Origin of the sequence: Peribacillus sp. V2I11 (assembly GCF_030817135.1) — a bacterium.
Classification (GTDB): domain Bacteria; phylum Bacillota; class Bacilli; order Bacillales; family DSM-1321; genus Peribacillus; species Peribacillus simplex.
Genome location: NZ_JAUSYW010000001.1, coordinates 4,045,739 through 4,067,399, shown reverse-complemented (window position 1 = coordinate 4,067,399; position 21,661 = coordinate 4,045,739). Strand labels below are relative to the sequence as shown.

19 protein-coding genes and 1 pseudogene are annotated in these 21,661 nt (G+C 32.9%); 1 reads left to right on the top strand and 19 read right to left on the bottom strand.

What is annotated here, in order from left to right; translation table 11 throughout:
- Positions 1-72 precede the first annotated feature (72 nt).
- The 18 genes and pseudogenes from QFZ73_RS19845 to QFZ73_RS19760 all read right to left on the bottom strand — a co-directional run bounded on the left by QFZ73_RS19845 (position 73) and on the right by QFZ73_RS19760 (position 19,708).
- Positions 73-1,551, bottom strand: a complete 1,479-nt coding sequence (locus QFZ73_RS19845) for a lipopolysaccharide biosynthesis protein (RefSeq protein ID WP_307269760.1) — start codon at positions 1,549-1,551, stop codon at positions 73-75.
- Positions 1,548-2,735, bottom strand: coding sequence for an O-antigen ligase family protein (locus QFZ73_RS19840; RefSeq protein WP_307269756.1), 1,188 nt, complete (start codon positions 2,733-2,735; stop codon positions 1,548-1,550). The genes QFZ73_RS19845 and QFZ73_RS19840 overlap by 4 nt, the downstream gene beginning before the upstream one ends.
- 6 nt (positions 2,736-2,741) lie before the next feature.
- The gene (locus QFZ73_RS19835; RefSeq protein WP_307269753.1) at positions 2,742-3,821 is read right to left on the bottom strand and encodes a glycosyltransferase; all 1,080 of its coding nucleotides are present in this window, start codon (positions 3,819-3,821) and stop codon (positions 2,742-2,744) included.
- Positions 3,818-5,059 (bottom strand): glycosyltransferase, encoded by a 1,242-nt coding sequence (locus QFZ73_RS19830; RefSeq protein WP_307269750.1) that lies wholly within the window; start codon positions 5,057-5,059, stop codon positions 3,818-3,820. Before QFZ73_RS19830 ends, QFZ73_RS19835 begins: the two co-directional genes overlap by 4 nt.
- A gap of 848 nt (positions 5,060-5,907) precedes the next feature.
- Positions 5,908-7,032 (bottom strand): non-hydrolyzing UDP-N-acetylglucosamine 2-epimerase, encoded by a 1,125-nt coding sequence (gene wecB, locus QFZ73_RS19825; protein ID WP_307269746.1) that lies wholly within the window; start codon positions 7,030-7,032, stop codon positions 5,908-5,910.
- Between the two features lie 5 nt (positions 7,033-7,037).
- Positions 7,038-8,148 (bottom strand): annotated as a pseudogene (locus QFZ73_RS19820) (capsular polysaccharide biosynthesis protein CapF).
- Positions 8,149-8,245: 97 nt separating this feature from the next.
- Positions 8,246-9,277, bottom strand: a complete 1,032-nt coding sequence (locus tag QFZ73_RS19815) for a polysaccharide biosynthesis protein (RefSeq protein ID WP_307269743.1) — start codon at positions 9,275-9,277, stop codon at positions 8,246-8,248.
- The gene (locus QFZ73_RS19810; RefSeq protein ID WP_307269739.1) at positions 9,270-10,514 is read right to left on the bottom strand and encodes a glycosyltransferase family 4 protein; all 1,245 of its coding nucleotides are present in this window, start codon (positions 10,512-10,514) and stop codon (positions 9,270-9,272) included. The genes QFZ73_RS19815 and QFZ73_RS19810 overlap by 8 nt, the downstream gene beginning before the upstream one ends.
- 26 nt (positions 10,515-10,540) lie before the next feature.
- Complete coding sequence (locus QFZ73_RS19805) at positions 10,541-11,164, bottom strand: sugar transferase (protein WP_307269736.1); 624 nt, start codon at positions 11,162-11,164, stop codon at positions 10,541-10,543.
- Positions 11,165-11,182: 18 nt separating this feature from the next.
- On the bottom strand, positions 11,183-12,388 hold the full coding sequence (locus QFZ73_RS19800; protein WP_307269733.1) for an ATP-grasp domain-containing protein: 1,206 nt from the start codon (positions 12,386-12,388) through the stop codon (positions 11,183-11,185).
- 34 nt (positions 12,389-12,422) lie between these two features.
- On the bottom strand, positions 12,423-12,956 hold the full coding sequence (locus tag QFZ73_RS19795; RefSeq protein WP_307269731.1) for a GNAT family N-acetyltransferase: 534 nt from the start codon (positions 12,954-12,956) through the stop codon (positions 12,423-12,425).
- 6 nt (positions 12,957-12,962) lie between these two features.
- Positions 12,963-14,225: a DegT/DnrJ/EryC1/StrS family aminotransferase gene (locus tag QFZ73_RS19790; RefSeq protein WP_307269728.1), complete on the bottom strand. Its 1,263-nt coding sequence runs from the start codon at positions 14,223-14,225 to the stop codon at positions 12,963-12,965.
- Positions 14,226-14,350: 125 nt separating this feature from the next.
- Positions 14,351-15,244: a UTP--glucose-1-phosphate uridylyltransferase GalU gene (gene galU / locus QFZ73_RS19785; RefSeq protein ID WP_307269726.1), complete on the bottom strand. Its 894-nt coding sequence runs from the start codon at positions 15,242-15,244 to the stop codon at positions 14,351-14,353.
- A gap of 22 nt (positions 15,245-15,266) precedes the next feature.
- On the bottom strand, positions 15,267-17,087 hold the full coding sequence (locus QFZ73_RS19780; RefSeq protein WP_307269723.1) for a polysaccharide biosynthesis protein: 1,821 nt from the start codon (positions 17,085-17,087) through the stop codon (positions 15,267-15,269).
- 52 nt (positions 17,088-17,139) lie between these two features.
- The gene (locus QFZ73_RS19775) at positions 17,140-17,289 is read right to left on the bottom strand and encodes a hypothetical protein (protein ID WP_307269720.1); all 150 of its coding nucleotides are present in this window, start codon (positions 17,287-17,289) and stop codon (positions 17,140-17,142) included.
- Between the two features lie 119 nt (positions 17,290-17,408).
- The gene (locus QFZ73_RS19770; protein ID WP_307269717.1) at positions 17,409-18,173 is read right to left on the bottom strand and encodes a tyrosine-protein phosphatase; all 765 of its coding nucleotides are present in this window, start codon (positions 18,171-18,173) and stop codon (positions 17,409-17,411) included.
- Between the two features lie 138 nt (positions 18,174-18,311).
- Positions 18,312-18,989: a CpsD/CapB family tyrosine-protein kinase gene (locus QFZ73_RS19765; RefSeq protein WP_289325870.1), complete on the bottom strand. Its 678-nt coding sequence runs from the start codon at positions 18,987-18,989 to the stop codon at positions 18,312-18,314.
- A gap of 38 nt (positions 18,990-19,027) precedes the next feature.
- A complete protein-coding gene (locus QFZ73_RS19760) occupies positions 19,028-19,708 on the bottom strand; it encodes a YveK family protein (protein ID WP_307269711.1) in 681 nt (226 codons plus the stop codon).
- Positions 19,709-20,181: 473 nt separating this feature from the next.
- Here QFZ73_RS19760 and QFZ73_RS19755 point away from each other — a divergent pair, with 473 nt between their 5' ends.
- On the top strand, positions 20,182-20,481 hold the full coding sequence (locus QFZ73_RS19755) for a helix-turn-helix domain-containing protein (RefSeq protein ID WP_307269708.1): 300 nt from the start codon (positions 20,182-20,184) through the stop codon (positions 20,479-20,481).
- A 115-nt stretch (positions 20,482-20,596) separates the two neighbouring features.
- On the opposite strand, the gene QFZ73_RS19750 is transcribed toward QFZ73_RS19755, so the two are convergent.
- Positions 20,597-21,436 carry an SGNH/GDSL hydrolase family protein gene (locus QFZ73_RS19750; protein WP_307269706.1) on the bottom strand — a complete coding sequence of 280 codons (840 nt, stop codon included), beginning with the start codon at positions 21,434-21,436 and terminating at the stop codon, positions 20,597-20,599.
- Positions 21,437-21,661 lie beyond the last annotated feature (225 nt).

Below are 21,661 nucleotides of genomic sequence, written 5' to 3'. Positions count from 1 at the left end.
AAATTTTATTCTTTATGTCTTATTTTTATTATTTTTCAACTTAAAATCGAACTTACAAATAAAAAAAATGTCTCAATCTATATCTTTTTCAGTAGAAGAAGCTTTTTTTTTGTTATATTTCAATATTAAAACAAGTTCATTCCGAACATCACGGAACAATCCAATCACTCCGAAATATAACACTATACATACTAAAATAGAAATTATGTTCCATAAAAATCCATCGTAAAATCGCTGTAATACAATTGCAACGAAAGCCATAATTATTGAAGCTACTATACATGGCATTACATTTCTTATCATTTTCCATGGAGAAATTTTAAAGACATAATAAATAATTAAAAAGTGTACGAGGAATCCTTCGATACGGATTAATGACCTTGAATAAATTAATGTAGTAAAACTATAGTTTGCACTAATGTATATTACTGGAATTAAAACAATTAATTGCAGAATTTGGGCCCAAAAAGAGACTTTAGGTCTTCCCTTACTGATATAAACAATTCCACAGTAAGTTGAAAAGGGAATTGCAATTGCACTTATTAATCCCCATATACCAACAAACAAACTTGCCTCTTCCCATTGCCCCCCCAACAAAATACTAGTTATGAAGTCACTATAAATAAACATTCCTACCCCAAGCGGAAACACAAATACCCCAACTAACCGTTGGAACTTAAAAAACATCCTTTGATATTCTTGTTCATCATCTTGTAACCGCGATAATGTAGCAAGCAATATTGGTACTGTTGCACTTGTTATGAGAGCAATTATTGAGTTTACCGTATTCATTGAGGTTTTATATAAACCTAAGTAATACGAGTTTAAAAGGGTCCCAATAATAAAAACATCTCCCCACGATATAAGCCATACAGTAATGGATTCTAATAAAGACCATATACTAAAAGAAATCATGCTTTTCAGTATTGATAATCTATAGAAAGCTTTCGGTTTCCATTTTGATTTTAAAGTCAAAATAACAGCATTTGTTAAGTTTCCACATAAAGTACCAATAATAAGTGCCCAGTAACTATTCCATAACAATGTTAATGGTATGGTAACAACAAATGGAACGCATATACTTATCATTCTTGTTAGAAAAAGGGGTTTATAGTCAAAACTGCGTCGATACAAAGCCATTTGTATACTCGAAAAGGAAGTTAATGGCAATGAAATACAAGAAATAATTATAACAGCTTCTAATCCCGGACTTCCAATAAGATTAGTAAGGGGGGTAGCAAATATTACGATAATCATCCAAATAAAAATTGATAATAATAAATTGGTCCAAAAAGCAACAGCAGTATGATCATACAATGCCTTTTCTGTTTTAAATTTATGCTGTATTAAATACTTCTGAAACCCTGCGTCTGTAAACATATCGGCGAAACTAACAATCATGGTAACAGTAGCTACAACACCAAAAGCTTCTGGTACTAATAACCTTGCAAGAATAATATTACTAACCGGCATTACCAATTTAGCAAGAATTTCTGTAATCGTTGACCATTTAGTAGCATTACCAATTTTTTTGTATAAACTATTTCTCATTTAATATCTTCAAACTCCTTTCTTCTTTTTATAGAAGCGCAAGAAGCTGCCAATGTGAGAAACATCATCGGAATTTTATACAAATAAGTTACTTGATACCATTCTATAACTAGTAATGCTAGAATGCTTGAAACAAAGTAAATAAATAATTCTTTAGGTATTGCTATTTTTCTCAATTTGATTAAAGGGTATATATATATTGAATAATAAACTATAAAACCAATTATACCTAGTGATGTTAATATTTCGATAAAGTTATTGTGTGCGTAATTACCAAGTTCCCTTGCAACTCCCCCAAGTCCAACACCAAAAATATTATTTGAAAATAATTGGAAACCACCTAGAATAAGACTACTTCGAATTGCATCCGAATTGGCATAAAGTGAAGCTTTATTACCTGATCCAAATATATCAATTTTATGTCCAATGTAAAAATACAACACTTCAATGTTTATTACACATATATAAATTGCTACGACTACAATAGTTGCCCAAATAAATTTCCTTTTACTCTTAAAAAACGTTTGAAGTAAGAATACTATTAAGCAATATATCAAGACCTTTCTACTACCCGTAAATATCATTGCCGTAAAAATTAGGCTGATAATTAATAGAAAAATAAGCTGTTTATAGAAACTTCTATTTTCTTTATATAGGTAGTAGATTCCACCACTAAAGGCAATACAAAGATTCAAAGCAGTAATATTAACATTTCCACCACTAATATCTGCTCCAATTCTTAGGTTAGATGCATATTTCAAATCATATTCAATCCCACTTAATGAAAAGTATTCAAAAAAAACAAAGACTGAAGTTACTAATCCTCCAATCAACATGAACAAAATAGTTTTATTGATTTTTTCTTCAGAAGTCAAATACTGTGTTAAAAAAGCAAGTTTTATTATGTTTCCAGTATAGATATAAAGTTCAGAACTAATCGTGCCTGAAGAAGATGAAGCTACCATCTCAATAACTAGTGCTATAATCAAAAGTCCCATCTGTAAAATCAAAAAAGTATTGGATACTATTCTCCTTCGAATTATTACAACAAAAATGGTAGCCAGTATGAATGTAATTTGAACCATAGAAAAAATCAGTGAATATGTTTGATTTTCAAATGAAAACATAGATACTATATAAAGCATTACAATAAAATCATATAAACTTAGACTTTTATTTTTCATTCATTTTCATCCTTTTATGTTAGAAAAATAGGCTAACCATTTCTCAACAATATCATCCATATTTAAAAACTGATTTATTTTATTGGCTTCTTTTCCAAGTCGATCTCGTAAACCATCATTATTAGCAAGTAATACAACTGCCTCTTGAAACGCTTTATAATCATTCCTAGCAACAAGTATTCCGTTTTCCATATTATTAATAAGAGCTTTTGCTCCACCGCCTCCACAATCTGTTGATATACACGGTAAGCCCACAGACATTGCTTCAATAAGGGCATTAGGCATACCTTCAAAAGTTGATGTGAGCACAAAAATCTCTGCCTCTTTCAATGTTTTAATAACATCGTTCGTTGATCCGCAAAGAAAGATCCGATTATCCATGTTTAAATCATAAATCAATGATTGATACTTTTCTTTATCTGGTCCGTTCCCATATATATATAAATCGTATTCCAAAATTTCATTAGCAATAGACGAAAATGATTTAATAAGCATAGTTTGATTCTTTTGGTAATCTTCTAATCTTGCTATAGTAATAATTTTCCCTCTTGCATCATTTCTTTTTGAACATTTTACTTCTTTAATTGGTTCAATAACTGGATTTGGTATAACGGTACTATTTTTTTGTATAGATTTAGAAAAATAGCTCTTTATTTTTTCTGTCTGGAAAACATAACCGTTTGCAAAATTATATAAAACTTCCCTCTTTATCTTTCCAAAACTACTTATAGGATCATATTGAGGGTCATTTCTTTCACATAAAACCAACGGTATCTTGTTAAATAACATAGCAGTAACACTATTAATGTTGCATACATATCCAAAAGAAATAACTAAATCAGGAGCAATACTCCTAACATTTTTTCTTATTAACCTGAGCCTATTGAACACACGAGTTACCCTATTACCTTTTGAATAGGCTCCATAAAGATAAATACCTTTTTGATATTCTCGTTTTCCTGACTTTTCCTGCAATAAAATGATGTGTATTTCATGTCCTTGCTTCGCCATTCTACTAACCAAAGCAGATAAGACCTTCTCCGCACCACTAAACGACATAGAGCCTATAACAAAGCAGATTCTCATACCTTCTCAACTCCATTAAGCATTTGTATTATCTTTGCAGCTTGCTCTCTTTGATTTTTATAAGTTAATACAAACTCTTTAGCTCGAAAACCTTTCTTGTCTAATTCATCTTTCGACTTAGATAATACTTCATTGAGTGTTTTATAAAAACCATCATCATCTACTTTAATTGGAAAAAAATAATCACTGTATTCACTTGGCATTCCATCTAACTTATACCCAACCATCGGGACACCAGAAGATAGATATTCCATTATTTTTGACGGGAAACTATACTTCGTATATTCTTCATTATTAGGTCTCGGGTTAACCAATATTGTAGATGATTTTTGTAATTTTAATACTTCTTCCCGCGGTAATAGTCCCTTAAATATAATTCGACTATCTTTTTTACCCGCCTCAATAACATCATATTCAGCTTCGCCTGACCCACAAATAATTAATCTATAATTCTCGTTTGATAGCCTTCCAAAAGCATTTAATAACTCAATGATACCGTATTTCTTTGCTAATCCACCGCTATATAAAACTGTTTTTATTCCTTTTTCCTTTGATATACTTTCAACGTGTTTAAAAACATCTGTAGCGATTCCCTCAATAACAACAGTTGGTTTACTGATATTTAAATTTAAAGCATCACGCATATATTTCGTCAAAAGAACATAGCTGTCAATATAATTCATATCTTTTGAAATTTGTTTAATCTCTAGTTTTTTTAAACTATCATACAGCTTATTTCTTTTACTAGATAAATTCATATATTGAGGCAAATCAGGCACTATTAAACATGTTATTATGTTATTATTTATTTTTTTTGCATAGTTTAATAGATATGTAAAAGTCGGAGTCATTGCATACGCTATAATGACCTTTTTTTTATCCGTCTCTTTTTCCGCCCATTTTTTTACGTAAGGCTTTAATGTTAAGAACCTACTAAAATTCTTTATTCCTGTTAGATTTAAAAAACCAACATTAATATCTTCATTAGCACCTTGTGTATGCGAAAAGGGATAAGTATCTATACATAATTTTTTATACCGCTTTGGAAAAGAACCTATATATAAAGAGTTTAAAATCTTTATTGGTTTATTTAGATTAGCATCTAAACCTAATGCTATTCCCCATTGCAGATTGTTTGCAGCATTTTGTATACTTCCTCTTGAATAATTTAAAATGTCATTTTCTTTTTCTTTAGGAAACAACCCCCCTAAAAAAAGAACGTCTAGATTCTTATCCAACCTATTTTCCCCCAAATATCCGTATTAATTTATACAATAATATTATTCAAGTTACTATTACTGATACATTTGGTAAATTTGAAACTTAATTTAATAGTAAAACACATACAACCAAGGCACTTCTGCCCATTATAGTAATATTGTGCGAACTGTTTTATTAAATAAAAGTGCCTTCAATACCCTTTTATAATTTTTTAAACCACGTACCTAATAAAAAAACACCTCAATACATCTACCCATACAATGAATATCTTCAAAGAAAATTGCACTTTGTTAAAATAAAAAGAACTTAAATGGCAGCCAGAACTGAAGTAGTTGAATAGCCAAATCGTCTAAATAAACAAGGACAAGTTTGGCTATTCAAAAAGTACCAACTAGAGCTGTCGCTTTATTACGAATGGAGGTTAAAAGCAGATCCTAATTCAATGGCGTATATCTTTAACACAATTACGTATCGTCGAAGATATAAGTATTGGTAGAGTTAATTCAATTTAGGTCGTGTCAACGAAAGTAGTTAGGTACCATCTATCTGACAAATCTTAAGTCTGTTGGGTGTTGCGCCAATTACTCACAAATTTAAATACTCAAAAACTGTGGCTATTTAAATAATAATGGACATCTCTAAAGAAAATCGACTTATCTCTTTTTGTATCTTAACTATATTTTTACATCCCAGCCAATATAGATACGTAAGTGGTCTATTAACATTCCTTAGATTGTTTACCTATTCCCTACTGCAAGAATTTTCGTAGCAAATTGTATACTTTCTCCTTGACTTCATAACATTCTTCCTTTGTCTAAAGAAAAATACCTCTTAAAAAATAAGAATACACTATATATATCCAAATTTATTTACTCCAAACAACCCTATTTACATAATCCGTATAGGACAAAATTATTCTAAGCACCTTATCTGATACATTGGGCATGCTATAATCTCCAACATGCCTTAATGTGCTTTTTTCTTGTGTTTCTAATATTTCCAACCCTTGTAAGATTCTTTCATTCTTTAAACCTACCATCATAACCGATGCTTCTTCCATTGCTTCAGGTCTCTCATGAGCTTGTCTTATATTCAGTGCTTTAAATCCAAGAATAGAAGATTCCTCACTAATTGTTCCGCTATCACTTAGAACAGCTTTTGCCTTTATTTGAAGTTTGACATAATCGTTAAATCCTAAAGGTTTCATCGTTATAACTAAAGGGTTAAACTTAATCCCTTTTGCATTAATCATATTTCTAGTTCTAGGATGGGTACTTACAATTACAGGCATATTGTATTTTTCTGCAACGGCATTTAAACTATCTACTAAATTCAAGAAATTTGTTTCTGAATTAATATTTTCTTCCCTATGAGCTGACACTAGAAAATAATTTCCCTCATCAAGCTTTAATCGCTCTAATACATCTGATTCTTCAATGTCACCTTTTCTTGAATTGAGGACTTCAAACATTGGACTTCCAGTTTTTATTATTCTATCTGCAGGTAGTCCCTCCCTTAACAAATATTCTCTTGCAATGTCACTATAAGTTAAATTAATATCAGCTGTATGATCTACAATTTTTCTATTAGTTTCTTCTGGTACTCTTTGATCAAAGCATCTGTTGCCTGCTTCCATATGGAATATTGGAATATGTCTTCTCTTAGCTGCAATAGCACATAAGCAGCTATTAGTATCACCAAGTACCAAAATTGCATCTGGTTTTACTTCTTCCATAATAGGATCAATTCTAATCAAAATATTCCCAATAGTTTCTACTGCAGTTCCATTTGCAGCATCTAGGAAATAATCAGGTTTTTTTAAATTAAAATCTTTAAAAAACACTTCATTTAATTCATAATCATAATTTTGCCCTGTATGAACAAGTATATGTTCTACAGCATTTGACTCTTCCAATTTATTAATAACAGCAGATAACCTTATAATCTCAGGCCTAGTGCCAACGACTGTCATGACTTTTAATCTCTTCATTAAAATTATACCTCCACGAAATAAGTATCTGGTTTTTCTGGATCAAAACATTCATTAACCCACATTACGGTTACTAGATCACTTTCTCCCACATTTACAATGGAATGTGTATACCCAGTAGGTATATCTACAACTTGTAATTTTTCACCGCTTACTCTATATTCAATAATTTCATCAGAATCTATCTTTCTAAATCTAATAAGTCCTTCTCCACTTACTACTAAAAACTTTTCATTTTTAGTATGATGCCAATGGTTACCTTTGGTAATGCCGGGTTTTGATACATTGACTGACACTTGCCCTCTTTCAGGAGTTCTAATAAACTCTGTAAAAGAACCTCTGTTATCACAATTCATTTTTAAATCATAGGAAAAGTTGTCTTCTGGTAAAAAGCTTAAATATGTACTGTAAAGCTTCTTTGTTAGGGCATCTTCCATATTAGGAATGCTTAACTCTACTCTACTTTCTTTAAAGCTTTTTATACGTTCAGCTAAATCCCCTAATTTAATAGTATGTGTTGTTTTCACAAAGCAATATTGATCCTTTTTAGTCGGATTTCCTTCTAAAGCGTTTATAAACTCTTCTAGAATATCATCAATATAACAGAGCATTAATTCTGCATCTCGATTGTTTATTTGAATATCTATATTTCTAGAGATATTATAACAATATGTTGCTACAACCGTATTGTAGTTAGGTTTACTCCACTTTCCAAATACATTAGAAAGTCTATATACAAATGCTTCTGCTCCTGTTTGATGACTATATTCAAACAGTACGTCTTCACCGGCTTTTTTACTTTTACCATATGGATTATCTTTTTCTGCCTGTATTGACGAGGTAATAAGGACAGGTGACTTATTATTATGTTTTTTTAATAGTTCTAGTAATTCAAGCGTAAAATGGAAGTTACCTTCCATAAATTCTTTTTCATCATCAGGACGGTTTACTCCCGCCAAATGAAAAATAAAATCACATTCTTTTGTATAAGTTTCTAATAATAATTGCTCTGTTTCCCTGGTAACCTTAAGAATATTTTTATATCCTTTATTTTTTAATTCTGCAATTAAATTTTTTTCCAATAAACCCATTTGCGCCTGTAACGAGTATATTCACTATATTAACCAACCTTTCTACTTACTAAAGAAGGAAATATTACCGATGAAGCAAATGCCTGAATACTGTTATTTGAACTAATTACTTCAATTAATTATTATTTTGAAGAAAGTACCTTCATATTCTTTAATTCATTTTGAACATACTCTAATTCAAGTAGTTTTTCTTTTATCTGTTCAATATTTAAGATTTGGGTATTATGAGAGTTATATTCATCTTCTGTGGATAGCTTTTTATCACCCTCTGCAAAATATTTATCATAATTCAAATCTCTTTTATCTGCTGGAACCCGGAAGAAACCACCTAAGTCCTCTGCAACTACATACTCTTCTCTTGTTAAAAGTGTTTCGTATAATTTTTCTCCGTGTCTTGTACCAATAACCTTAATTTCATTATCTGCCTTAAATAATTCTTTAATGGCTTGAGCTAAATCTCCAATGTAACTTGCAGGTGCTTTTTGTACCATAATGTCCCCAGCTACTGCATTTTGGAACGCAAATATAACTAGCTCAACTGCTTCTTCAAGACTCATGAGATACCTAGTCATATTAGGGTCGGTAATTGTAAGTGGCTGACCACTTTTGATTTGTTCAATAAATAACGGGATGACAGATCCACGCGAGGCCATTACATTACCATACCTAGTTCCACAAATAAGTGTTCTTTCTGGATCGACAGTTTTTGCTTTAGCAACAAAAACTTTTTCCATCATGGCTTTTGAAATCCCCATGGCATTAATTGGATAGGCTGCTTTATCAGTCGAAAGACAAATTACCTTTTTGACTTCATAATCTATAGCTGCTGTCAACACATTATCTGTCCCTAAAATATTAGTTTTTACAGCTTCTAGTGGAAAAAATTCACAAGAAGGAACTTGTTTAAGAGCAGCAGCATGAAAAACATAATCTACTCCGTGCATTGCATTTTTTACACTTGCAAGATCTCTAACGTCACCAATATAAAACTTCAATTTTTCATTTCTATATAACTTACGCATATCATCTTGCTTTTTTTCGTCCCGTGAAAAGATTCGAATTTCTTTAATATCACTATCCAAGAACCTCTCCATAACTGCATTTCCAAATGAACCAGTTCCACCGGTAATTAATAGTACTTTGTCTTTAAACATTAATATCTCCTCCAACATTTCTAATTATATTACTATATTTCCGTGTACCAATTTCTCTTGTTAAATTATTAATAATAAAATCTCGGCCATTTTTACCCATAAAATCACATAAATCTCTCTCATTAAATAATTTTAATATAGCTTTCTTTAAATCTTCAACGTCACCCGCACTAGTAAATATCCCAACATCATTTTCTTCAATAATATGTTGCAAATCGGTATTTTTATCAAAATTAGCAACAACCGCAGTAGCTGCTGACATTATACTCCATGTTTTACTAGGCATTGCACTTTTTCCTAAACCCTTTTTACATGAAACAATTGATACATCTCCGAGACTATATACATAAGAAACTAACGAATAAGGAAGCAAAGGGTAAAATCTAATATTTTTCAATCCCATTGAATTAGCCATATCTTTATAATAATTTTCCTGTTTACCACCACCAAAGAAAATAAATTTAATATCTTCATTATCGAGTAACTCTTGGGCAGCTTTTAATATTACTTCAATGTTTTGCGCATGTCCTAAATTCCCGGCATAAACAACATAAAATTTATTTCTACTAAGGTTTAACTTGTCGAATAGGATATTATCCTTTCTTTCTATTGGGACAACAGCATTTTCGTCAACCCAATTATAAATAACTTCAATTTTTTCTTCTGGCACGCCTTTAGCCTTTAAATTCTGTTTGAAGTCTTCCGATATAACTATTATTTTATCAGCATTTTTATAAGTGTAATTTTCAATCACACGACCAATTTTCCAAAAAAGTGAATTTCTTTTAGCTAAACCTGTGCTTTCGAGAGAATCAGGAAAAATGTCTTGTAAGGAATAGACTAGTGGTACTCTTTTGATTTTTTTGATGATAGTTGCAACCACACCCATAGTAGGAGGCGTGCTTCCGACATGTATTACATCAATACCATTAGAAAATATACCCTTATAAAGATAGATTACATTAGAAATTAAATATCTTATAACCCTTAAAACAGTGGAGTGGTACTCTTTGAACAAAGAAAAACGATAAATTTTTATCTTACCATCATATAGTTCTTCAATTTTCCTTTGTTTATATTCTTCACGTACCTCGTCTGAAATTCCACGCGTCGGCATAGGTACATACAACTCTACAACAAACCCATAATCTGCCAAATCCTCAATTAAATTCGTTGTTAAATATAAACTTGCTGCTTTTTCCGGTTCATAATAAGCTTTAAATGTCAATACTTTCATATATTCTCTTCCCAGCAGTTATAATTTTATTTTTGTTTTTCTTTCAACATTTTTATTTGAGCTGGACTAGTATATATTCCATCACGTCTTATCACGGTAACTATTGTCTTGAAAAAAATCTTTATATCCAAAACGAAACTAATATTATTTGCATACCAAGCATCCTTTAGTCGTTTTTCTCTATTAGTTAACCCGTTTCGATAATAAGCTTGTGTATAACCTGTAATACCCGGTCTTACTTTCATCTTATCAATTTCATCTTCTTGATATGTGTCAAGTACACTTGCTAAACTAGCTCGTGGTCCAATTATACTCATCTCACCTTTAAGCACATTCAATATTTGAGGCGTTTCATCAATACTAGTTTCCCTAATTAACTTTCCAATTTTCGTTACTCTTGAGTCATCTTTTGAGTTATAAGTACTACCATCCGGATTAAGCAAAGTTGGTGCATTGGTTCTCATTGAACGAAATTTATACATTTTGTAAGTTTTGCTATCTTTCCCAATACGGTCAGCTTTATAAAATATCGGTCCCCTATCTTCAATCTTTATTAACAAGCCAAAAACACAACATAGTATCAGAAATACTGGAAAACCAATAATACAAATTAAAATATCCAGAATTCTTTTGAAAAAATTGTTATACATTACTTCACTCCTAAATGCTTAAATAGACTGCATCCAATTATCTCTAATGATACCAATATCAATTAGTTTCTTAGCCTCTTCAGCCTGTCTAACAGCTACTCGTATGTCGTTTGATACTGAAACCACATACCCATATCCATCTAAATTATTCTGGTATTCTCTAATCACACTTCCTACTTTCAGTTGGTGGTAAATCTCCACATGGCAATTCTTACCAATTTCATCAAAATTTGGCAAATTCATTACTTTTCCCGGCTCCAATGCCAGAAGTCTAGTTACCACACTTCCACCTAGACTTTGAGTTTTTAACTCAATTGAATCACCTACAGCTACACGAATTAGACTTCCTATATAATCAATACCAGTTCCAATTGGAATGATATGTGAACCTATTAAATTCCCACCCATTCTAGCTCCTACATCAACAATACAAACACGGTTATCCTTCGTAACTAAAACATCCATGTTCACTGCACCGAAATTTATACCTAAAGCATTAATAGCATTTCTTACTACTTCCTTTACCTTTTCTTCAATTCCTAATTGACTCGGTATGCTATGCCCTAACTCTGCATAGTTAGGTGGGTTAGTCATATATTTCCCCATAACCCCAAGCACATGAACCTCATTGTTATAAACAATAGATTCCACTCCATATTCTTTTCCTTCAATAAAATCTTCTATTAATGCCTTCCCAATTAAAGAAGCTTTTATTGCTTCTTCACAGGCACTTTCTAATTCTAAAGCTGAATTTACCCTCTTTGCAGCTTTACTCCCTGAACCATCACATGGTTTTACCATTACAGGGAAATGAATTCCTGCGCTTATATCATCAAGTGCTTCTATATTACTAACCTCATAATATTGAGCTACATCATCCACTTTGTTTTCAAACAAAGTTCGTCGTACCATATATTTATTTTTTACAATCTTGGCTACTTCGTAATCAAGCCCCGGTAATTTCATTTTCTGTGCAATATATGCTGTTGAAAGGACACCATAATCCGTGGCAGCAGTTAATACACCATCGATATTCTTAGATATTGCATACTTTAAACAAGTTTCTTGATCAACAATATCAATTTCTTCAAACTCATGAGCATAATTAAATCCGATTGAGTTTGGATTTTTATCTATTGTAATGGTGTAATATCCCATCTCTTTCGCTTTTCTAATAACAAAAGCTTGTAAAAAACCAGCACCGATTATAAGAATTTTCTTCAATGCAATCAATCCTCTTCTTATACTGACTATTAAATCATACTTTCCTAAGTTGTTTTTCCATTAAATATACTGAAAAATGTCTTGTTGGCTTAGATCCAGTAATAATAAACCCTCTTTTTTTATAAAACTGAATGGCATGCTTACTCTTGTCATAAACATCCAAACTAATTTTTGACACACCTTTATCACGGCAGTATTCTTCAATGTAATCCATACTCATTTTCCCTATTCCTTTACCTGCAACATTAGGAATTGTAGCAAATTTATTAATAATTACTTCATATACTTCATTTGTATTACTGTAATTACTGTTAAGTAAGGTTTTCGAGAAATCGCTAATAAATTCTAATTGGAATGTATGCACGTATATGTTTGTTTCTATGTCTTTAACTAAAAATACATCTCTTTCTTCACAATTTTTTTGAATAGCATTTATCGGGTAAGGAGTTCTCCAGTGAACTAATCCTTGTTCCTTATACATATGCTCTCCACTAATCTTGATTATGTCGTATATCTTAGATACCTTTTTATCTTCATTTGACGAAACTTGTTCAAAAGTCAATTCCATCCTAATTTATCCCTTCTCCAATATAGTTAATATATTGATAGGCTCACACTTTCCTTTTTCTTCTAAAATCCCCTTCAAACTTTCAATCACATACTCCACATCCTCATCACTCAATAAAGTATGTAGAGGCAATGTAATCTCATTCTTATACATATCAAAGGCATTGGGATAATCCTTAATATCAAATCCTAAATTTTTATAAGCAGTAAACATAGGTAATGGCTTATAGTGGACATTACATGCAACACCCGCCTCAGCCATTTTTACGATTAATTCATTTCTCTCAACTTCTCCTATACCAGATATCCGCACTAGATATAGATGACCTGAAGAAGCAAAGTCCTCGCCATAATGTTCCAAGCTTTGAATACCTAATGGCAAAAGTGCTTTATCATACATCTCAATAATCTCTTTACGTCTTTTCATCAGTCCTTCATATCTATTTAACTGTATCAAACCGAACCCAGCCATAATATCGGTCATATTGCACTTGTAAGCGGGATATACAATGTCATATTCCCATGCGCCTTTTTGTGTTTTCGAAAATGCATCTTTAGATTGACCATGAAGACTATAAAGCATAAATTGCTTATAAAGCCACTCATCATCTAATCCAAGTTTATTGCTCCAAACAACAGCACCACCTTCAGCAGTTGTTAAATTCTTTACTGCATGGAAAGAGTAGCAAGTAAAATCAGCAACTTGGCCACATTTCATTCCATTCCTCTCAGCTCCAAAAGCATGGGCAGCATCAGTCAGTACAATTACTCTGTTAAATAACCCTTGAAGTTCATTATTTGCCTTAAACAATTCTTTTTTACTCTCAACTATTTTGTATATGGAATCGTAATCACACATCTTGCCCGCTATATCAACAGGAATAATTGCTTTTGTGTTCTCAGTAATCGCATTAGCAAGTTTTGAATAATCCATTTCAAAGGAATCTGGCGCTGTATCAACCAGCACAATTTTTGCTCCAACATGATCTATAATAGAAGCAGATGCAGTATAAGTATATGCAGAGGTAATGACCTCATCTCCAGGGCCAATTCCTAAAATACGAAGAGTAAGCTCCATAGCTGCTGTTGCGGAATTTAAACAAACAGCTTTATTTGTCCCAACATATTCAGCTATTCTTTTTTCAAACTCTTTTGTTCTAGGTCCAGTTGTAATCCAACCAGACTTCATTGCTTTTATAACTTCTTCAATCTCGGCATCAGTAATATCTGGTGGAGAAAAAGGTATGTTTCTTACTTGTATATCAACCACTTTGGTTTCCTCGCTTTTTTTCAAGTTTAGGTTTTATTATTTGAAATTATTATTTGGATTTTTCTTAATTAGCCCAACCAGGAAGGTAAAAAAACAATACTGAGTCAAAATGACTTATTATATTCCTATGCATTAATCTTTTCTGATGAAATATCCTTAACCGTTTGTATTAAATACTCTACTAAATCATCCTTGATTTCTTCATTCTGCAGGGCAAACTCTAACGTTGTTTTCACAAACCCTAACTTCTCCCCAACATCATATCGTTTTCCTTTAAAATCATAAGCAAAAACTTGCTGGATCTGGTTTAACTGTTGAATCGCATCAGTTAACTGAATTTCCCCACCGGCTCCTGCCTCCTGCTTATCAAGAAACCTGAAAATTTCAGGAGTAAGAATATAGCGTCCCATTATTGCTAAATTGGAAGGGGCAGTTCCTAAAGCTGGTTTTTCTACAAAGTTTTCAACTTGATAAAGTCGTCCATCTTGAAAAGCTGGATCTATTATCCCATAGCGATTTGTTTCTTCCTTAGGTACAGTTTGAACTCCGATAATTGAATTGTTAGTTTCCTCAAACTGATTAATTAACTGCTTTAAGCAAGGAGTTTCACTCTGGACAATATCATCACCTAAAAGTACTGCAAATGGCTCGTCCCCAATGAATTTACGTGCACACCATACAGCGTGACCTAACCCTTTTGGTTCCTTCTGTCTAATGTAATGGATATTAGCAAGGTTAGTGGAATATTGTACCTTATTGAGCAACTCTACTTTTCCTTTTTCAAAAAGATTTTGTTCAAGCTCTGGAGCGTAATCAAAATGATCCTCAATTGCACGTTTACCTTTTCCAGTTACTATTATTATATCTTCTATTCCTGATGCAACGGCTTCCTCAACTATGTACTGAATAGTAGGTTTATCAACAATTGGCAGCATCTCTTTTGGCATAGCTTTTGTAGCTGGCAAAAACCGAGTCCCCAAACCAGCAGCAGGAATGATTGCTTTTGTGATTTTCTTCACTTATTAGTCCTCCTACTTATGGCTATTTCATTACCGAGAAAGCATTGTTCTTTCTTCGATTTGCTAAATTTATAACGAATTCTTTAAGTTCGGTAATGGAAAAATCGTCATAAGAGTTTAAAAGATACTGTATTTCCTCTTCTTGTTCCAATACCGCTTTTCCTATAAAAATTTTAGGGAACACAGCTTCACTATGAATCTCTTTCTCCCCTAGTAGCTCTTCATACATTTTCTCACCAGGACGGATTCCTGAAAATTCAATTCCAATTTCGTCAATGGAATATCCTGATAACTGGATAAGGTTTGACGCTAATTCCACTATCTTAACTGGTTCACCCATATCAAGAACAAAGATTTCTCCACCTCTAGCCAAAGAACTTGCCTGAATGACTAATCTGGATGCTTCAGGAATAGTCATAAAATACCTGGTCATGTCTGGATGTGTCACCGTTACTGGTCCACCTGCCTGTATTTGCTTTTTAAATAAGGGTATGACACTCCCTCTGCTGCCTAAAACATTTCCGAAACGAACGGCAACAAACTTTGTTGTGTTATTTTTAGCTAACTGTTGGATGATCATTTCAGCAATCCGCTTGGTCGATCCCATTACATTTGTTGGATTAACGGCCTTATCAGAAGAAATCATTACAAATGCACCTACACCAAAAGTATCGGCAGCTTCTGCAACATTCTTTGTTCCAAAAACGTTATTCTTAACTGCTTCACGAGGATTGTATTCCATTAGTGGAACATGTTTGTGTGCAGCCGCATGGTAAACAACATCAGGTCGGTAGGTTTCCATCACTTCAAAAATTCTATCTCGATCTTGAATATCTGCGATGACAGGGATGATTTCAATTTGATTTGCATATAGCTTTTTCAGTTCCATGTCAATTTGATAAATGCTATTTTCTCCATGTCCTAGAAGAATAAGTTTACCAGGGGAGAATCTGCATATTTGACGGCAAATCTCTGAACCAATTGAGCCCCCAGCCCCAGTAACCAGGATCGTCTTGCCCGTTACATATTCAGAAATACTGGTTATATCCAATTCAACAGGTTCTCTTCCTAAAAGATCTTCCACTTCCACTTCTTTAAACTGATTAACGGCTACTTTACCTAACATAATATCTTCAAGCATCGGCATAATTTGTGTTTTTGCATTCGTTTTCACACATTCATCAAAAATGACCTTCAATTCTTTTTTACTTAATGAAGGAATCGCAATGACAATATTATCTATATGATATCTTTCAACCATTTCAGGGATATGTGTAGAATTACCCACAACGGGTATACCTAAAATGTCCAACTTATCTTTTTTCGGATCATCATCTATGAATGCAACTGGTTTAAGTTCCGTATCATGATTATTAAGAAGTTGACGTACAACCATGGTTCCAGCAGATCCCGCCCCGATTACTAATGTGTTTCTGGTTTCCTTTTGGTTATTTATCAATCGGTCACGCAGCATTCTCCACGAAAAACGGGAACCGCCAATAAGGATTACATGCATCATCCACGTCAATGCCATGGCTCGTACATAAACATCTTGAAAAACCATTAACTGAATGGCGATAACAGTAATTACCGATAGGCTTACTGCTTTTACAATGGACAGTAACTCTCCAATACTTGCATACTCCCAGGCCTTCTTATACAGTTTATAAATAGAAGCAAAAAAATGATGGCTAATTAACAGAGTGACTGATGTAACTAAAAGCGTTGGTAATTTAAATATTTCCAAATAGGGATACAAAAATAAATAACTTACATAAATGGCCGATAATACTATTAATGAGTCTAATAGGGCTAGAAGTGTTAATCGTTTTCGGTAGGCCAACCACATTTCCCCCTTTAATAAATTATTATGGATGCTCACTTTTAAATGACTCTCATAGTTTTCCTTCTTTTGTTTCTTTTCTTTTCTTGATAGACTTTATGATGCTCGTCTCTAATTGATTTAATAAGACTAAGGAAGCGTCTTGTTGTATGTAACGCAGTGCTTTCTTTATAGATTTCGGATAATCATCAAAGCTTTTCAAACGAATCTATCTCCTTATTTAATTCCTTTAACACTGAATTCCATATGACCCCCAAAAAACTTTAAACAATAACGAATATTATTTACAATTATGTAAGCGTTTCTTGATTAACTATAATTCTAAAAGATTCCTAAGATTTTCTTTTTAAACGGTGCAGGTTTTACAATAGAAGGACTTTGTCCCTTTATAAGCTTTTCAGCATTTTCTTTGAAATAAAATGCACGTTCGATTCCATATGTTTTTGTAATGGTTTCATAAGCCTCTTGTAAAGTAAATCCCCTAGAGTTCATATTATGGGCATCAGTTGCAATAAAATGAGCCAAATTATGTTCAATAATTTTTTTTGAAAATGACTTAATATTTTTACCAAAGAGACCGATAATACTGCCAGAGGTAAGTTGAGTTAACGCGCCCTCCTGAACCAATTCAAATAAAAGTTTATGATTTTCGATCAATTCCTTATTTCTTTCCGGATGTACGATAATCGGTGTGATTCCTTTCAGCAGCAGCTCATAAATCACTTCTTGTGTATATGTAGGAACCCTTCCAGATGGGAGCTCTAGCAGTAAATATGTACCATTATCGTCTAACGTTAGGATTTCTCCCTTTTCAAGTGAAGTAAATATGTCCCGGTGAATTCTTACTTCTTGTCCGAGATGAATCGTAAGAGGAATATAGTTTTGTTGTAAACTCTCATTTAACCTCACTACGCGGTCAAATATGTCAATCTTAACATTTACATATTTCTCATTTAAGTGATGTGGCGTGGCAAATAAATGGGTGATTCCTGCTTCTACCGCCTTCTTTGCCATATGCAAGCTTTCCTTCATGTCCGCAGATCCATCATCAACTCCTGGGAGAATGTGACAATGTATGTCGATCAAATTTCATACACTTCCTTTATAAAATAAATAGGAAAAAAGACCTAACTTATCGAAATAGGAATTAATACCCTGACTAATAGTAGCATATAAAACTGCCATTAAACAGGGTGTTATTTTGTCGAAAATTGTTTAATTTCGTTAAGATTGATAGTAATAATAATTGCTGTTATCCGTTTCAACGCCATTCAAAACGACTCCAAGCAAGGATGTATTAGCTTTCACTAAAAGCTCCTTTGCTTTCACTGCACTTTGTTTGTTTGTCTTGCCGCTCGCCACTACCATTATCACGCCATCACATTTATTGGAAACAATCTGGGAATCCGGCACTACCAGAACTGGCGGTGTATCAAAAATGATATAATCATACATTCCTTTTAGTTCATCAATCGCAGTTTCTATCGCTTTGGAATTTAATAACTCTGAAGGATTAGGTGGTATCGGCCCACTTGTTAAAATGTCTAAATTTGAAACGTTTGAATTCAAGATAGTTTTTCTTAAGTCCATTTTCTTTGTCAATACGCTAGTAAGTCCATGTATATTACTAAGGTTAAAAGCATAATGAACCGATGGTTTCCTTAAGTCCGCATCCACAAGTAATACTTTTTTCTCTTCTTGAGCAAGCACAATCGCTAGGTTGGCAGCTGTAGTCGATTTCCCATCATTAGGCTCCGATGAAGTAACCACAATCGTTTTGATTTCTTTATCTACTGAAGAGAATTGTATGTTTGTCCTAATTAATCGATATTGTTCAGTAATAGGCGATTTAGGATTAGTCTGCGCAATTAAATTCACTTGTTTTTCATCTTTACTTCTCAAAAATCCCACTTCCTTTCTTATTGTCACTGAATGGTTCTTTATTTATGTTGCGATATTTTTTGAATAGATCCAAGTAATGGCAAGTCAAGGAGTCTCTCTATATCATCCTCGTCCTTAATCGTATTGTCCAAATACTCTAGTAGGAATGCCAAGCCTATTCCAGCCATCAATCCCACCACAACTGCAATAGCAATATTCAATAATGGATTAGGTTTTACAGGAGTAGGATTTTCCTTTATTTCTGCCTTAGCAAGTATGCTAACATTGTCGACTTTCATAATATCTTTGATTTCCTTTTGAAAAATTGAAGAAACCGTGTTGGCAATCTCTACTGCCTTGGCCGGATTTCTATCTTGAACCGTTAATGAGAAGACTTGCGAATTTTCTTGACTGTTAATCGTAATTTTTTGACTAAGTTGATCTACGCTTTGGTCTAGTTCAAGCTCATCAATGACCTTCTCCAAAATGGCAGGGCTTTTTATAATCACACTGTATGTATTGATCATGTCGATATTAGATCGGATTTGTGTAGAGTCCAATTGGTTTTCCGATTGTTTCTGATTAACCAGAATCTGTGTTGAAGATTGGTAAACGGGTGTTAATAAGAAATAAGAAATTGATCCACTAATCAACGCGGCAATTAATGTCAGCAGCATGATTAGCTTCCAACGCTTCTTTAATGTTTTAAAAATATCTTTAATACTAATAGTTTCTTCCATTTTATCCTCCTGATATGTTAAAAATGACCTATTGTATTATACCATAATATTACCTATATTTATGTATTTTCAAGGAAATTTACATGAAACTTACAAACTACCTTTCAAATGCCAAAGTAATTTTACAAAAAAGAAAATGGCAATTCAAAGGAAAAAATTTCTATTTTTTTAAATATTGCATTAATCACATATATATCACGCATTTCCCAGAATATTTTTGACTTAAATTTTATTAAACCTAAGTATACTTTAAATCCAAATTTTTCTTAGTTGATTTATCAGTTTTAATAAAATTTCTTGAATTAGACCTAACTAAATGCCTATCAAAACAGGAAAATCCGTTTATACATATAATTGTGTCAAGTATTTTAGTGCCTAGTTATCATTAAAAAGGGAGAAAAAAATGTGTAAACTGAAAGTAATAGTTTAAAAATCATTTATAACTTTCATTTTAATGGTTAGGTGTGGTCAAAATGATAGGTTACCGAGTTAAGTCGCTTAGGGAAGAAAGGAAAATGTCAATTAGTGAACTCTCCGCAAAATCCGGTGTTGCCAAGTCCTATATAAGCTCACTGGAAAGAAACCTTCAAACAAACCCTACTATTTTAGTTTTGGAAAAAATCGCCAGAATCCTATGTATTAAGGTCGATGCTCTGTTGAATGAACAAGCAGACAAGGGCATGGATGAAGAGTGGATGGAAATCATGCAGGTTGTTATGGGGTCAGGAATATCGAAAGAGGAAATGCGCGAATTTATTCAAGATAGAAAGTGATGTCTTTAAGGATTGAGAAACTATGATACGGCTTTCTTTCGGAGTTTAAGGTGCAAAGCTTAAAATTATAAAAGGGGGAAAAGTGGATATAGCCACTTTTCCCCCTTTACATATACTACTTTAACTTAAAATATTCCTGCATCACCTCGAACCATATGTAATGCCCTTGATCATTGGGATGGATATTATCATTCGTCAGTATATCAGCCAATCTCATATTCTTTTTCCTTAGCTTCTTCTCTATTTCTTCTTTGCTATTTATATAAGTCCATGTATTCGTTTTGATGACCTGCTCGGAAGCGTGAATATAATCCAAATAATTCAACCCTAAACTATTCTCCGTTTTACCATTTGCAACTGGGTTTGGCGAAAGTATTAGAATTTTTGCATTCGGCAGCTCTTTTTGTAACATTGTCATGATGCTTTCCAAATCTTTTTTCGTCTGTTCCAAGCTTAATGATTGATAATGATTATTTATCAGCGAATTTTCAAAAATAATTAGATCGGGATCATCTTGTATGACCTCTTCGATTTTCTTACCTTCCAGCAAATCCTCTGTTGAATACCCCTCATGTCCATGATTAATGAAACGTAGTATTTCTAACTCATCACGATCAGCGCGAAGACTCTTCTCGAGGCGTCCTGCCCAACTATTGGAAGAATTACTTGCACCGGTTCCTGAAGTACCATTACTTCCCACTAAGGATACAATAACCCTATCTTGCGTTAGCGACTTATAATGCAGGTAATCTATTAGTGGCTGCTGTTTATTATTTTCCGGTTTTAAACTTTGTATCAATGCTTCCCTTTCCTCTTTTTCTTTTTCTTTTTCTTTTTCTTCAGCTTCTCTAGCCTCTATCCCTGCTGCCTGGCTTATGTTTTTCCAATGCAGATGGCCAAAAATCAATACTGCTAAGCAAATTCCAGCGATAATGATTAAACCATATTTCTTCATCTTTACCTCCCATATTTGAACTTTAATGACTGACATGGAAGTCTTATAGAATAGGTAAACTCTATTTGAGTACCGCTACCTAAAATCTATTTCACTTTTTTTCAGCTATTTTTCTCTCATTAATTATAACCATCAATTTTTCAGCGATAAAGAATCTTCTTCCAATTTATTTCGACATCACTCGACATATATAACACCAAATTTCATGTATCTTCTTACTATTTA

Bases quoted from the DNA above. Each gene is read 5' to 3' on its own strand.
- QFZ73_RS19845 (WP_307269760.1), bottom strand. From the start codon at position 1,551: ATGAGAAATAGTTTATACAAAAAAATTGGTAATGCTACTAAATGGTCA.
- QFZ73_RS19840 (WP_307269756.1), bottom strand. From the start codon at position 2,735: ATGAAAAATAAAAGTCTAAGTTTATATGATTTTATTGTAATGCTTTAT.
- QFZ73_RS19835 (WP_307269753.1), bottom strand. From the start codon at position 3,821: ATGAGAATCTGCTTTGTTATAGGCTCTATGTCGTTTAGTGGTGCGGAG.
- wecB (WP_307269746.1), bottom strand. From the start codon at position 7,032: ATGAAGAGATTAAAAGTCATGACAGTCGTTGGCACTAGGCCTGAGATT.
- QFZ73_RS19815 (WP_307269743.1), bottom strand. From the start codon at position 9,277: ATGTTTAAAGACAAAGTACTATTAATTACCGGTGGAACTGGTTCATTT.
- QFZ73_RS19810 (WP_307269739.1), bottom strand. From the start codon at position 10,514: ATGAAAGTATTGACATTTAAAGCTTATTATGAACCGGAAAAAGCAGCA.
- QFZ73_RS19805 (WP_307269736.1), bottom strand. From the start codon at position 11,164: ATGTATAACAATTTTTTCAAAAGAATTCTGGATATTTTAATTTGTATT.
- QFZ73_RS19795 (WP_307269731.1), bottom strand. From the start codon at position 12,956: ATGGAATTGACTTTTGAACAAGTTTCGTCAAATGAAGATAAAAAGGTA.
- QFZ73_RS19760 (WP_307269711.1), bottom strand. From the start codon at position 19,708: ATGGAAGAAACTATTAGTATTAAAGATATTTTTAAAACATTAAAGAAG.
- QFZ73_RS19755 (WP_307269708.1), top strand. From the start codon at position 20,182: ATGATAGGTTACCGAGTTAAGTCGCTTAGGGAAGAAAGGAAAATGTCA.
- QFZ73_RS19750 (WP_307269706.1), bottom strand. From the start codon at position 21,436: ATGAAGAAATATGGTTTAATCATTATCGCTGGAATTTGCTTAGCAGTA.